The organism is Chitinophagales bacterium, from assembly GCA_020635995.1.
Classification (GTDB): Bacteria; Bacteroidota; Bacteroidia; order Chitinophagales; family UBA8649; genus JAFMKE01.
The window spans coordinates 266,562-281,174 of sequence record JACJYS010000004.1; the positions used below are offsets into that span (position 1 = coordinate 266,562).

Sequence of the window (14,613 nt, forward strand, 5' to 3'; positions counted from 1 at the left end):
AAACCCTTACTCTTCTTTCAGAATTTCGTGTCCGCCTTTTTCTTTTTTGGTAGTCAAATATTTGTGGTTGTTAGGATTAGGGCATACTTCTATAGATACATTTTCTACTACTTCTAAACCGTAGCCTATTAATCCTACTCTTTTCTTTGGATTATTGCTCATTAATCTAAGCTTGGTAACATCTAAAGCACGCAATATTTGAGCTCCTACGCCATAATCTCTTTGATCCATTTCAAACCCAAGCATCTCATTAGCTTCATAAGTATCGTAGCCCTGCTCTTGCAGTTTGTATGCTTTTAGTTTGTTTAGCAAACCTATTCCTCTTCCCTCTTGCTGCATATATAACAATAATCCTTTGCCTTCTTTGTTTATCATATCTAAAGCGGCACTAAGTTGGTCGCCACAATCGCAACGCAAGGAATCTAACAAATCGCCAGTAAGGCATGAAGAATGTACGCGTGTTAATACAGGTTCTCCTTTTTTCCAATCTCCCATTTTTAAAGCAAAATGTAAATCTCCCGTATCTGTTTGCGTAAATGCTATTAAATCAAAATTACCATGTTTTGTAGGCATTTTTATTTGTACTTCTTCTTTTATCAAACTTTCATTCTTAATTCTATATTCTATTAAATCTTCAATAGAAATAATTTTCAAGTCATGTTTTTTAGCTACTTCCACAAGGTTAGGCAATCTTGCCATAGTACCATCTTCATTCAATATTTCAACCAAAACACCAGCTGGTTCAAACCCTGCCAAACGTGCCAAATCTATTACCGCCTCTGTATGCCCTGCCCTACGAAGCACGCCTCCTTCCCTTGCTTTTAAGGGAAAAATATGCCCCGGTTTGCCAAAATCAGAAGGTTTAGTATCTTTATTTATTAAGGCTTGTACTGTTTTTGCTCTGTCATGTGTAGAAATTCCCGTAGTACACCCATGCCCTATTAAATCTACCGAAACAGTAAATTGCGTTTGGTGCAACACCGTATTTTTACCTACCATTAAATCTAAGCCTAATTCCTCACAGCGTTCTTCAGTAAGTGGAGCACATATAAGTCCACGCCCTTCCCGTGCCATAAAATTTATAATATCGGGGGTAACATTTCTGGCTGCCGTAACAAAGTCGCCTTCATTTTCTCTGTCTTCATCATCAACAACTATTACTATTTTGCCTTTTTTAATATCCTCTATAGCTTCTTCTATAGAGTTTAATTTTATTTTACTCATAATCTCTCGGTGGGTTTCCAAATATTTGTTTCTACACCTTTAAGCCAATCTATAAATCCTAAAAGCAAGGCTATATTCATGGCGATAAAGTATCTGTGTAGCCGTAGCAAATTTACGTTTATCTTTAGTTTTTGCAAAGCAATATCCAATATGGGTAGCATAAAATTAACAAGCATTAAGATGAATAGTATTTTATGCATTAAAATATGTGGCTGTTTCACAAAAATATAAGTAACACCTATGCAAATAATTAACAATAAAACAGGTGTAATCCAACGCAAAAATTTATGTGCAAAAAATGGAAAAACTACTCTAAAATCATTCTTAAAAAAGATGTCAAAATAAGCACTTAAATTTTGGAAATTTCCGGTAGAAATTCTCCTTTTTCTTTTAAACTCCTCATTTAGCGTTCCGGGCAAATCTTCATACACAATTGCCTCCGGATTGGACAATGAAAAAGCACCCTCTCGGAGGGCATTCATACTCAAATAAAAATCTTCCATTAAGTAGTTTTTTGGAATGGGTTTTATGTACTTAGAACGTATGGCATAAAATGCTCCAAATGCTCCCACTGAAGTGCCAAAAACTAAGCCCTCATTTACCTTTAATTGCCCCTCATTTTTAATGTAAAATTTCTCTTGAACACCCACTTCTGAATTGCTCTTATAAACATTTTGTATAACAGCTCCCACCACACCAACTTTAGGATTTTTGAAGTATTTTATGAGCTCAAAAATACAATTTTCTTTGCTAATAATATTAGCATCGCTCATTATAATATATTCATAATCAGATAATTGTATTATTTTACTAAACAATTTATTTAACACTTCCGACTTTCCTCCTCTCTCAGTAAAATTTTGTACGCTTAATTTGAATTTAAGCTCACAATTTTGATGAATTAGCTCCTCTGTCCTATCACTGGGGTTGTCTAAACCGATGTAAATATCAAGTAGATGAGATGGGTAATCAATAGTGTTTAAATTATTCATTTTTTGCACTATGATTTTTTCCTCATTATAGGCCGCAAATACCAATGCAATTTTAGGTAATTCATTTTGGCTATAAACTGCTCCACCTCGCTGTTTTCTTTTAGCTAAAATAGCCACTAAAAGAGGATAAAATATATAAGAGAACAACACTGTAAATATAGAAATAAAAATGACAATATAGAATACATTTATCATATTTCTTTAATGAATTTTATGAGCTTATCGGCATAGGTATTTTGCTTGTAATTTTGCTGTACCATAGCACTGGCATTATTGCCTATTTCCACTACTTTAGCATAATTATTTTTAAGCATATTTAAAGCATCAATCCACTCTTGTTTTGTGTTGGCTATAACTATGTTTTCTTTATCGGTATAATTAATTCCTTCTGCACCTATAGAAGTGCTTAATACACATCTACCTAAATTCATAGCTTCAATTATTTTAACTCGCATACCGCTACCACTAAATATGGGCGTAACTACTATTTGTAATTGATTTAAAAATGACTCCGCATTTTCTACTTCGCCCTGTACTTTTACACCTTTAAGGTTTAAAAAGCTACTTTTTTTCGGGAAATTTCTGCCAGCTAAATAAAACTCAGCTTCTTTATGTTCTTGCACAAATGGTTTCCAAACCTGATCTAAAAACCATTTTATGCCTTTTAAATTAGGCAACCAATCCATGCCTCCTATAAAACCAATTTTAAAATCAGTAGGTAAAGGCTCTTTTTTTACGGTATCTACCGTCATAGGAATAGTAAGTAGTGGTTTTTGGCTAATATTTTTAAAATACTGTTCATCTACAGGCGATATAGGCACAATGGCATCTACTTTTTTAACAATTTCAGCTTCAAAAACACTGAATTTTTCATTCATTACCTTTTTCAAATAGGTTTTTTTAAACAAATTTCGCTCGTTTTCAGCTATCCTTTCCCATATTTGATGCTCTACATTATGGGCTCTCAAAATAATTTTAGCCTTTGTATTCTTTTTTATTACATCAATATACAATCCCAAAAAAACACCTTCTAAAATAATAAAATCATAGGTTTTACGGCTTAATAAGTCAACAATTTTATCTTCTACATCTTTGTTATAAAACCGCTCTACAATGTACGGCTCATTTTTACTGAAATTATTAATTACACCTTTTATGCTGGGTTGGGTACATATTTTTATAGGATAATAATGTGTGTTAGGCAAAGCAGAAGTATCACTAAACTCATGATGTTTTTGGGTGAGCATACATACCACATCTACATGAGTACCATGAGCCACCAAAGCTTTAGTTATTTGATGAATAGCCAAAGATTCGCCATCTTTTGGAGGTAAGGGCGACTTTTTACAAATCTGCAAAACATTCATCAAAATGGAAATTAAACTTTTGTTGAGCTACAAAAATATAATAAGTTTAATAAACAAAGGTAGAATACTGTGTGAAATAATTATATAAAAGTCTATACTACATTTACCTTTATATTTTTATTAAATAATATTTAATATTAATAAAACTACACCATCAAATACTTATAAAAACAATAATAATTTCATTTTTAAGTTTATTAATGTAATCTTTACCGCCCTAAAACTATAAAAAACACATTAATGAGACCCTTTCCCCTATTAAAAGACCCTACATACACAGAAAAAGAACAATATACTTCATTTGATAACTTTTGGTTAAGTAAAATTAGAGATAAAAGAGATTTACAGTTAGTAAGTTTTACCATAAGACTAATTTTACTGTTTATTCCATTGGCAATTATTTTATACCTACCCTTGCCTTTATATATTTGGATTCCTTTGGCTGTTTTTTATTCGTGGATGAACATTTTTAGATACAAAAGTAGATTTACCTTACTGATGCATATAACCAGCCACCGCCCTTGGTTTAAAAGTCAGTATAGTTTTATGAATAGATTTTTGCCTTGGATATTAGGACCGTTTATGGGGCAATCTCCCGAAGCATATTTTAGCCACCACATAGGCATGCACCACATAGAAGGCAACCTTGAAGATGACGATAGCACTACTATGCACTATCAAAGAGATAGCAAGTTAGATTTCTCTAAATATCTTTTAGGTTTTTTATTTTTTGGACTGTTTAGGCTTACCTCTTATTACAATAAAAAACAAAAGCGATTAAACTTAAGAAATAATGCCATTATTGGCGAATTGCTATTTATAGGTATGTGTGTAGGTTTGAGTTTTTTAAACTGGAAAGCCACTTTGGTAGTTTTTATTCTGCCTTTTATTACCACCAGAATTACTATGATGCTCGGCAATTGGTCGCAGCACTCATTTGTTGACCCGGAAGACCCAGGCAATGAATATAAAAACTCTATAACTTGCGTTAACCATAAGTTTAACCAACGCTGCTGGAATGACGGCTACCATATAAGCCACCACGTAAAACCCTCTTTGCATTGGACAGATCACCCCAAACATTTAACTGAAAACAAAGAAGTTTATGCTAAAAACAAAGCCATAGTTTTTGAAGGGATAGAATTTGGTGGAGTTTGGTACTATTTAATGAAAAAAGATTACGACAAATTAGCCAGCCATGTGGTTAATATAAATAACACATTTAGCTCTAAAGAAGAAATTATAGCTTTATTGAAAAAAAGAACACAAAAAATAGAGCCTACAGGACTAACAATGGAAAAATATCAAGCTGCTTAATAACCTGAGTTCGGTTAATCTTTATGGAACTCAGGTTAATAATACTTTTTAACGTTCTGTTTAATAAATTGTTTTCGTTCATAAACTAACTTTGTTTTGTGAAAAATTACAAAAAACAATTTGGTGGAAAAATAGATAAAGAAGTATTAGACCAACTTAATCAATCTGAAAACTGGAAGAAAGGAAAATTTAGGAATCTTGAACGAACGGCTATTGATATTAATTTGTACAATTTGCCCAAACTTATAAAAAAACAGATTTTTGATAAAAAAGGCAGATATCCAGAGCAAAAACTCCCTATTATAAAATTTGACAAAGACGGTTTTCTAAAAGATGAAAAACAAGCTAAATTTATATGGTATGGTCATGCCGTTGTTTTAATTCGCTTAAATGGATTAAATATTCTTATAGATCCTATGTTTGGGAATGATACCGCTCCTGTCGCTCCATTTGCTTCAAAAAGATTTTCAGAAAACACCTTGCAAATTATAGATGAACTGCCAGAAATAGATATTTTATTGCTTACTCACGACCACTACGACCATTTAGATTTGGATAGCATGATGAAGCTAAAAAGCAAAGTAAAAAACTACATTGTTTCGTTAGGTTCAAAAAGGCATTTTGATTTTTGGGAAGTTTCTCAAAACAATATTACCGAGTTAGACTGGTGGCAAAGCAAAGAAATTGGAGGTATTAAATTTACATTTACGCCTACACGACATTCGGCAGGAAGAGGAATTAACGATAGAGACCAAACATTATGGGGTGGCTGGCTTATGCAAGCACCAAAAGAAACGCTTTATTTTAGTGGTGATGGCGGTTTTGGCAAACATTTTAAAGAAATAGGAAACTATGCAAAATCTATAGATTTTGCTTTTATGGAATGTGGGCAATACAATAAAATGTGGCATCAAATACACATGCACCCCGAAGAAACCGTACAAGCTGCGTTAAATGTTAATGCTAAAAAAGCAATGCCTTATCATTGGGCAGGTTTTGCACTGGCACTGCACCATTGGAAAGAGCCTATTGAACGATTTACAGCAGCAGCCACAACTAAAAATTTAGCTTACATTACACCCCAATTAGGCGAAATAGTAAACTATACCCAAGATAAAGTATATACAAAATGGTGGGAAAGTTATGAGTAGGAATTATTTTCGTATTAATAGCTTATACTGTATTAAATAAACAATTGGTATTATTTGCACTATTCCTTGTAAAATAGATACTCACATTCTTATAAATTGTTTAATTTTACATACTCATGAACAGAATACAACTTGAAGTAGTAACCATAGGCGAAGGCGTTACCTCCAGTCAAACAGCTTTTAACGTAATACTAAAAGAAAAATTTGGTACACGCAAAATGATTGTTGTTATAAGTATGGCAGAAGCTCAATCAATAGCTATTTCATTAAATATTGGCTTAAATTATAACCGAGTAATGACTCATGAACTTTTTTACAAAGTTTGTAAAACCTTTAATGTTGAATTGCTTGAAGTAAATATCAATAACTTAAAAGAAGGCATTTATTATACCACTACTACTTTTCAAAAAAATGATAAAATAGAAGATTTTGATGCCCGAATTTCAGATGCTTTAGCATTGGCGTTAAAATACAATTGCCCTATTTATATTAATAGTGAACTTTTTAATTCTGTAGCTTATGGCAATGCCGAAAGTGGAAATCAAAAACCCAAACAAACTATTGATGAATTTGATAAAGATTTAGAAGATGAGTTGAAAAACCTTAGCAATATTAACATTGCAGAATTTAACACTACTGATTTTAAAAAAAATACCTTAGCCGAGCTTAAAGAAATGCTTGAAAATGCCTTGCAAAATGAAAACTATGAGCTGGCAGCTAAACTCAGAGATGAAATTGATAAAAGAAGTTAACTACAACTAAAAAAACACCAATGAACTTAAACCAAATCAAAACCACAAGTTTATTATTATTACTTCCACTACTGTTTTTTTCATGCAATAAAGAACAACAAAAAGACGAAAGTACCATATACGAAAAATGGGTAAATACCAGTGGACAATACCTAAAACTAACTAAAGAACATAAGTTTGAAACCAATATTTTTGGAGAAACTAACTTTGGAACTTACCAAGTAGCAGAAAATACCATAACATTAAATATTCCTGTGCAAAATAAAACTATAGAAGCTGATTCAATAGTTAATGTGTATGACGAACAAGGCGATTTAATAATTAACCATTATAATGAAGGTCAATTAATAAGCTCGCAAAAAGACGGAACTTTTACTTCTGAAGAAAAAATACACAAGCTAAGCATTAATGATTTTTCGGAGAATAACTTAACAATATCGGGAGATGGTATAAATATTTCTTTTAACAGAACCAGCAATAATGATGATTTAGCTCATTTTTCGGTTATAGCTACTTTAAGAGGATTATTAGGCTTATTCTTTTTGCTATTAGTAGCTTATATTTTTAGTTCTGACAGAAAAAAAATAAACTGGAAAACGGTAGGAATGGGCGTTTCTTTACAGTTAGTTTTAGCCATTTTGGTATTAAAAGTTCCTTTTGTAAAAACCATATTTGATGTAGTTTCTAAAGGTTTTGTTTCTGTTTTAAATTTTACAAAAGATGGTTCAGCTTTCTTATTTGGTGGCTTGGTAACGGATGTTGACAGCATGGGATTTATTTTTGCATTTCAAATTTTACCAACCATCATATTTTTTGCGGCTTTATCTTCTGCTCTATATTATTTAGGCATTATTCAATGGATTGTTTACGCATTTGCATGGATTATGAGCAAAACCATGAAACTATCGGGAGCAGAAAGTTTAGCTGCCGCAGGGAATATATTTTTAGGACAAACAGAATCTCCATTATTAGTTAAACCATATTTAAAAGATATGACAAAATCGGAAATAATGTGTTTAATGACAGGTGGAATGGCAACAATAGCGGGAGGTGTTTTGGGTGCTTATGTTGGATATTTAGGTGGCGATAGTATTCAGGAACAGCAAATTTTTGCTTCTCATTTATTGGCAGCATCTATTATGTCGGCACCAGCGGCTATAGTGGCTGCTAAAATGTTAGTACCCGAAACGGCAGAACACGTAGATGATAAGCTTACTATTTCTAAAGAAAAAGTAGGAGCAAATATTTTAGATGCCATTTCTAATGGAACAAGAGACGGATTAAGTTTGGCGGTAAATGTAGGTGCCATGCTCCTTGTTTTTACTGCTTTTATGTATATGTTTAATGCTATGAGTTTTCAAATTGGAGATTGGCTAAATGTAAACGATGCCATTGCCGCTAAAACCAGCGGTCGTTTTGAAGGTCTTACTTTACAGTATATTTTAGGTATGATTTTCTCTCCTGTGGCGTGGCTATTGGGTGTTGATTGGAAAGACTCCGTATTAGTGGGTCAATTATTAGGCGAAAAAACGATATTAAACGAGTTTTTTGCTTACGCCAGCTTAGGAAAGTTAAAAGCTGCGGAGCTTTTTGCCAGCAAAAAATCTATAATAATAGCTACTTATGCTTTGTGTGGCTTTGCTAATTTTGCATCTATAGGTATTCAAATAGGCGGTATAGGTGCTTTAGCCAGAAACCAGCAATCTACATTGGCTAAACTGGGTATTAAATCTTTAATAGGTGGTACTATAGCTTGCTTTATGACAGCCACTATTGCAGGAATGTTGTTTTAGGCAACTAACAGTTATCAGTAAGTAGGCAGATTTTTAGATCTCAGATAATCTACTCGGTACTCAAATCTATACCACAATATTAACAATACGCTTAGGTACAAAAATGAACTTTTTAATAGCTTTATTTTCTGTCCATTTTTGAACCGTTTCATTTGCCAACACTATTTCTCTTGCTTTTTCTTGAGTTATATTGGCATCTAAATCTATTTTAACACGCATTTTGCCATTAATAGAAACCGGATAATTGATAACCGATTCTGTTAAAAATGCTTCATTGTGCTGCGGATATGCCACATCTTTAACTACAGAATTAGTATGCCCTAAACTATGCCACAGTTCTTCTGCGGTATGCGGAGCAAAAGGAGAAATTAGCTTAACCAAATCTTCTAAAACTACTTTTTTATGACAGTTTAAATCATTTAGTTCGTTTACACAAATCATGAATGAAGACACACAGGTATTAAAAGAAAAGCGTTCTATATCGTCATTTATTTTTTTAATACAAGTATGTAGCACTTTCAATTCCTTTTCAGACGGCTTTTCATCATTTACTATCAAATTATCATCTTCATTATAAAATAAGTTCCACAGCTTACGCAAAAATTTAGCTACACCGTCTATTCCTTTAGTTTGCCATGGTTTATGACTTTCTATTGGACCCAAAAACATTTCAAACATACGGAAACAGTCTGCACCATATTCTGCTATAACATCATCGGGGTTAACCACATTATATTTAGATTTTGACATTTTTTCGGGTTCTCTATGACACCTATATTCATGCCCTTCCAAAATTACAATTTTTAAATCCTTGTTAAACAATTGCCAATTAGATAATTTATCAATATCAAGTATATCCGAACTATTAACAAATTCAATAGGAACTCTCCTTTCATAAAGGTTTCTATAACTACTAATTGAAAATTCTACTCTATCATTGTATAATTCTTTAGATTTTTCACTTAATAAATATTCAATTTGATTTTTAGCAGATGTATCTTCTTCTTCTGCGTTAGTACCTATCTCTTCAAAAAATCTATCATACAATTTTTTAGATAATAAAAAATAAGGCATTTTGAAATCATTAAAATTATCATCTTTCAGTAAACGACTTGGGTTTACCATATAAATAAACGCACTCTCTCCTTGTATCATGCCTTGGTTAATGAGCTTTTTAAAAGGCTCTTGGGTGGGTACATAGCCTAAATCGTATAAGAATTTATGCCAAAAGCGGGAATACATTAAATGTCCTACGGCATGCTCTGTTCCTCCTACATATAAGTCAACATCTTGCCAATAATCTAATGCTTTTTTACTGCAAAATGCTTCATCATTATGTGGATCCATATAACGCAAAAAATACCAAGAACTTCCTGCGTTTCCGGGCATAGTATCGGTATCTAACTGCATTCCGTTATACATCCAATTATCTAACTTACTCAATGGCGATTTTCCGTTTTCCGGCTTAATATCATCCATTTTTGGCAATACTAATGGCAATTTATTTAAAGGCAAAACATGAGGTAAATCTTCATTATCGTAAGCCACAGGAAAAGGCTCGCCCCAATATCGCTGGCGACTAAAATTGGCATCACGGAGTTTATAATTGGTTTGCGAAGTGCCTATACCCTTTTCTTCTATGCGTTTTATGGCTTCTTTAATAGCGTCTTTTACTTCCATGCCATTTAAGAAATCGGAATTTATCATTTTGCCTACTTTATCGGCATTGGTAGCGTTTGGATATTCCGATTTATCGCAAATATCTATTATTTCTAAACCATATTTACGAGCAAATGCTGCATCTCTATCATCATCGCTTGGCACTGCCATTATAGCTCCTGTGCCGTAGTCTAACAGCACATATTCACTTATCCAAATTTGTATTTTATTGCCTGTAAAAGGGTGTATAGCATAAGCTCCTGTATATGCTCCAGTAACTTTTTTAGCGGCTTGCCTATCTATAGCAGATTTGCGTTTTGTTTTTTCAACATAAGTCTCTACCTCTATTTTCTGCTCTGCTGTAGTAATTTTAGCCACCAAAGGATGCTCTGGAGCTAATACCATAAATGTTACACCAAAAATAGTATCGGGGCGTGTGGTGTAAACTTCAAGTTTTGCCTCTCCCCCTAACCCCCTCTCCTCAGGCGAGGGGGGACTCAGTTCTGCCTTAATTTTACCGAGCACTCCTTTTATATTTGTTTCTACCTCATCATTAGTAAATCTTAAAACCCTGTAACCATATTCCATTAATTCAAAAGTTCTCCCTAAATCCTTTTCTATGTTTTCCGGAATATCATGAATACTGCCGTCTATTTCTACTATCAGTTTATTTTCTAAACAAACAAAATCTGGAATATAATTATCTATTACATGTTGTCTTCTAAACTTAACACCTAATTTTTCTTTACGTAATTTTTGCCATAATAAATCTTCTGCTTCTGTAGAATTTTTACGCATTTCTTTCGCAAATTCTTGGAGTTTCTTATATGTTTTAGGATTTGCAGTCATCCATTTGCCTAAGTCCTCTTCACCCGAGGGGGAAGGGTTAGGGATGGGGGCTTTTTGTTTTATTGAAGAACCTACAATCTCAAAAAACACACTGGCACCTTCACTTTTTCCTATCCAGTTTTCTTGCTGTAGTTTTAAACTGTGCGACCAATCTAAATCTTTTATCCCCTCTAACAAACGTTCTGCATAAGCCGTTATTCTCAAACTCCACTGCATCATAGGTTTTTGTACTACAGGATGTCCTCCCCTTTCAGAAACACCATTAACTACTTCATCATTTGCCAAAACAGTACCTAAAGCTTCGCACCAATTAACAAAACCTACTTTCCTGTAAGCCAATCGGTAGTGCATTAAAATATCCGATTTTTCTTTTTCGGAAAATACTTGCCATTCTGCTGCTGTAAATTTCTTTTTATAATCTGTAAAAGCCGAAGTTCTTAAATTCCCGTCTTTTTCAAATTGTTTTATCAAATACTCAATAGGCTGAGCTTTATTATCGGCATTGCAATAGCAATAATTGTATAATTGTATAAAAATCCACTGTGTCCATTTATAATATTTGGGATTGCTGGTGTTTACTTCTCTATCCCAATCAAACGATAAACCTATATTATTTAACTGTCTTTTGTACGTTGCCACATTTTCTTCTGTAGTTTTTACAGGGTGATTTCCTGTATCTATAGCGTATTGCTCTGCCGGCAAACCAAAAGAGTCAAAACCCATAGGATGCAACACATTAAAACCTTTTAATCTTTTATAGCGAGCGTAAATATCGCTGGCAACATAACCCAATGGATGCCCTACATGCAAACCACTTCCCGAAGGATAAGGAAACATATCTAATACATAGTATTTCGGTTTATTTTCATCAATTTCAACCTTATAAGTGTTATTTTCTTTCCACCTATTTTGCCATTTTTTATCTATATCCTGAGGATTATAAGCCATTAGTTTGTTTTATAAGTGTACAAATTTAGGGAAAGTTAGTTAGGTGTTCAAATGGAAATTATATTTTTAATTATTCTTTATTGATAAATAGCATATACATCTATTTTTCTATCATTCTCATTTATAATATTTTGAACATTATAGATTTCTGTTTTAATATTTACTGTTATACCATTAGTCTCTAAAAACTCTTTGAAATTATCCGCTCTTGATTGAGCCAACTTAATATTATAATCTATTCCTCCTAAAATATCTGCTGACCCTACAATAAGTAATGACTTGGGGTGCTTATCATCTATTACTCTATTTATTTTATTAATTATTAAGCTGTCATATTCTTTATTGTATTCATTCAATTTATATAACTCTGTATGAATTAAAACAGTATCTATCTGGGAATTTATATTTATTTCTGCACATATTTCATTACTATCTATAGAATATATGCTAATATCATCTATTATAAAATTACGCCCCATACCTCCTTTAAATCCACCAAAGGGTTCTACTTTCTCTATTAATTCTGGAACTTTCCCTGAAACATTTCCTATTAAGATATACTTTTCATTTCCGTCTGCTATATAGTTAAAAGAAATTTTAGTAAATGAAATGGTATCAGTTAGCAGTTTGTTATAAGAATAATCAACTTTAATTTCATTAGTATCTATAGCATAAAACTGTTTCTTCTTAATTTTCGTTTCAAAATGATTACTCAATAATTTATAATTAAAAGTATCTATAAGTGCTACTTCAATATGATTTGTATAATAATCTCCTTTATTGGGTTTTATATAAAATGAAACAATATATTTATTACCTTTTTCTAACTTTTTACATAATTTGCCTATGGCGTTACTATATCTATATGTTTGCTTCTGAACAGAAGCTATATCAAAAATAGTAATAGATAAAAATATGTTACCACTATTAGTATAATTTGGCTTTACAGTATATACTCCTTCTTTCCAGTTTTTAACATTTACAGATGTAGATTGATATAGATTTAAAAAAAATGAATCATTTGTATAATAATCTCCCTCAACCATATGATACTTTTGAAAAGTAAACTCATCTAAGTTTCCATTTAAAACTAAATTATTTTGAGATTTTACAAATAAAAATGACAACATAAATAATGTTGTCATTTTAACTATAAGTATATATTTTATCATTTCACTATTCAATAACTGTTATACAAAATCTATTATTTTGCAAAAAACTCTTTGTAGCAGTTATTTTACAGCCAAAAATTAATCTGCTACAATTTTAATAGCATCAACCTCCCACGTGCTTCCACTTGAGCTGGTTCCTGTATATTTGAATGCTATATAAAATGGTCCTGTTTGATATAGACTTAAATCGGTAGTAGATGTAACCCAATCCCAACCACCTGAAGATAATGTTGGATTTAAACTTGACCATGTAGCAGCTTCTACATCTTGCCCGTCAAAATCTGTTGAAATTAAAACTTGCAAAGGATCTCCACTGTAATTATAGGCGTTCATAAAACTAAAAACCGGATTTGTTTCTGCACTAAGGTCTATTACAGGCGAAACTAACCATGCCTCACTTGCAGAATTTCCGCTAGAATAATTTGATATTTGAGCATATAATGCACCCTGCTGACCGTTTCCTTGTCCATTTGTTGACCAGTTAAAATTGCCTACTGTAGTTATACTTTGCCAGCCACCACTGGTTACACTTCCGTCTTCAAAATTTTTGTTTAAAATAATATTTTGATTAGGATTACTTCCATCGCATCTTATGCCTTTCATGTCCACATCTGAAGTATCTCTTATCAATATTTGAGGAGTATTGCCATAAGGTGCATAAACGCCTATCAATGTTCCATTTCCGGCAGGTAGAAGCTCTCCTGCAAAATCGGCATAGCCACTATTACGTACTATTATACTATTATTGTTGCAATCTTGTATATATCTGTTTTCTGATTGTTGTGTAACAGCATTTGCATAAGTTATTCCGTCTAAACCGTCTTCAAATTCAACACCGCTTAATTTAATTAAAGTACCTGGTTCTACTCCACTTATACTCTGTAAATCAACAGCTAAAGGCTCCATTGGCGTTTCGCAAGCTCCTCTAATAATATAATCTTCCATAAAAATAACAGGTATTCTTACCGTAAAACTACCGTCTTTCCCATAACCTATTGAATTATTTAAGTAATATAAGCCTTTTAATTTTATATATACAAATCTACCCTCAGGATATAAGGTGTACATATTTGTAGCATCTACACTTATACCTAAAGCTCCCGTGCCATCACTTACGTAAAAAGTTTTATAGATATTCCCTGTTCTATCCGATGCCGTTACTTGTGCTTTAATATATACATCATCTTCAATAAATTGATCGTTGTAATTTTGCTTTACATCGGCTATTGAAATAATATTAGTAATGTTTGTACCTTGATCTAAACAAGTGGTATCTGGTGCATCAAAATCATCTTTAATACAAGCATTTAAAAAAGCTAATCCAAAAAAAGCTATTAAGGCAAATTGTATTTTTTTCATTTCTGTTTATTTATTGTTCTTACTGTCTTA

General features: G+C 32.5%; 10 protein-coding genes. 4 read left to right on the forward strand and 6 right to left on the reverse strand.

Annotated features, from left to right (window positions below):
• Positions 1–6: 6 nt before the first annotated feature.
• From H6578_08430 to H6578_08440, 3 genes are read right to left on the reverse strand one after another with little or no spacing between them, the layout of a single operon-like run.
• Entirely contained in the window at positions 7–1,224 is a 1,218-nt protein-coding gene (locus H6578_08430) for a bifunctional 3,4-dihydroxy-2-butanone-4-phosphate synthase/GTP cyclohydrolase II (protein ID MCB9227174.1), read from the reverse strand.
• A complete protein-coding gene (locus H6578_08435; protein ID MCB9227175.1) occupies positions 1,221–2,411 on the reverse strand; it encodes a glycosyltransferase in 1,191 nt (396 codons plus the stop codon). Before H6578_08435 ends, H6578_08430 begins: the two co-directional genes overlap by 4 nt.
• A complete protein-coding gene (locus H6578_08440; protein MCB9227176.1) occupies positions 2,408–3,583 on the reverse strand; it encodes a glycosyltransferase family 4 protein in 1,176 nt (391 codons plus the stop codon). The genes H6578_08435 and H6578_08440 overlap by 4 nt, the downstream gene beginning before the upstream one ends.
• A gap of 240 nt (positions 3,584–3,823) precedes the next feature.
• On the opposite strand from H6578_08440, the gene H6578_08445 reads away from it, so the two are divergent.
• The 4 genes from H6578_08445 to H6578_08460 all read left to right on the forward strand — a co-directional run bounded on the left by H6578_08445 (position 3,824) and on the right by H6578_08460 (position 8,596).
• Entirely contained in the window at positions 3,824–4,900 is a 1,077-nt protein-coding gene (locus H6578_08445) for a fatty acid desaturase (protein MCB9227177.1), read from the forward strand.
• 98 nt (positions 4,901–4,998) lie between these two features.
• A complete protein-coding gene (locus H6578_08450) occupies positions 4,999–6,051 on the forward strand; it encodes an MBL fold metallo-hydrolase (protein MCB9227178.1) in 1,053 nt (350 codons plus the stop codon).
• 116 nt (positions 6,052–6,167) lie between these two features.
• Positions 6,168–6,803, forward strand: a complete 636-nt coding sequence (locus tag H6578_08455; protein MCB9227179.1) for a bifunctional nuclease family protein — start codon at positions 6,168–6,170, stop codon at positions 6,801–6,803.
• Positions 6,804–6,823: 20 nt separating this feature from the next.
• Positions 6,824–8,596 (forward strand): hypothetical protein, encoded by a 1,773-nt coding sequence (locus tag H6578_08460; GenBank protein MCB9227180.1) that lies wholly within the window; start codon positions 6,824–6,826, stop codon positions 8,594–8,596.
• Positions 8,597–8,662: 66 nt separating this feature from the next.
• Here H6578_08460 and H6578_08465 read toward each other — a convergent pair whose 3' ends face one another.
• From H6578_08465 to H6578_08475, 3 genes are all read right to left on the reverse strand, one after another.
• Positions 8,663–12,052: a leucine--tRNA ligase gene (locus tag H6578_08465; GenBank protein MCB9227181.1), complete on the reverse strand. Its 3,390-nt coding sequence runs from the start codon at positions 12,050–12,052 to the stop codon at positions 8,663–8,665.
• Between the two features lie 77 nt (positions 12,053–12,129).
• Positions 12,130–13,197 (reverse strand): hypothetical protein, encoded by a 1,068-nt coding sequence (locus tag H6578_08470; GenBank protein MCB9227182.1) that lies wholly within the window; start codon positions 13,195–13,197, stop codon positions 12,130–12,132.
• Positions 13,198–13,302: 105 nt separating this feature from the next.
• A complete protein-coding gene (locus H6578_08475) occupies positions 13,303–14,583 on the reverse strand; it encodes a choice-of-anchor J domain-containing protein (protein ID MCB9227183.1) in 1,281 nt (426 codons plus the stop codon).
• Positions 14,584–14,613: the final 30 nt, after the last annotated feature.

What these genes read in the sequence shown, in the direction of transcription:
- H6578_08430 (MCB9227174.1), bottom strand. Translation starts at nt 1,224, where the DNA reads ATGAGTAAAATAAAATTAAACTCTATAGAAGAAGCTATAGAGGATATT.
- H6578_08435 (MCB9227175.1), bottom strand. Translation starts at nt 2,411, where the DNA reads ATGATAAATGTATTCTATATTGTCATTTTTATTTCTATATTTACAGTG.
- H6578_08440 (MCB9227176.1), bottom strand. Translation starts at nt 3,583, where the DNA reads ATGAATGTTTTGCAGATTTGTAAAAAGTCGCCCTTACCTCCAAAAGAT.
- H6578_08445 (MCB9227177.1), top strand. Translation starts at nt 3,824, where the DNA reads ATGAGACCCTTTCCCCTATTAAAAGACCCTACATACACAGAAAAAGAA.
- H6578_08455 (MCB9227179.1), top strand. Translation starts at nt 6,168, where the DNA reads ATGAACAGAATACAACTTGAAGTAGTAACCATAGGCGAAGGCGTTACC.
- H6578_08460 (MCB9227180.1), top strand. Translation starts at nt 6,824, where the DNA reads ATGAACTTAAACCAAATCAAAACCACAAGTTTATTATTATTACTTCCA.
- H6578_08465 (MCB9227181.1), bottom strand. Translation starts at nt 12,052, where the DNA reads ATGGCTTATAATCCTCAGGATATAGATAAAAAATGGCAAAATAGGTGG.
- H6578_08470 (MCB9227182.1), bottom strand. Translation starts at nt 13,197, where the DNA reads ATGACAACATTATTTATGTTGTCATTTTTATTTGTAAAATCTCAAAAT.
- H6578_08475 (MCB9227183.1), bottom strand. Translation starts at nt 14,583, where the DNA reads ATGAAAAAAATACAATTTGCCTTAATAGCTTTTTTTGGATTAGCTTTT.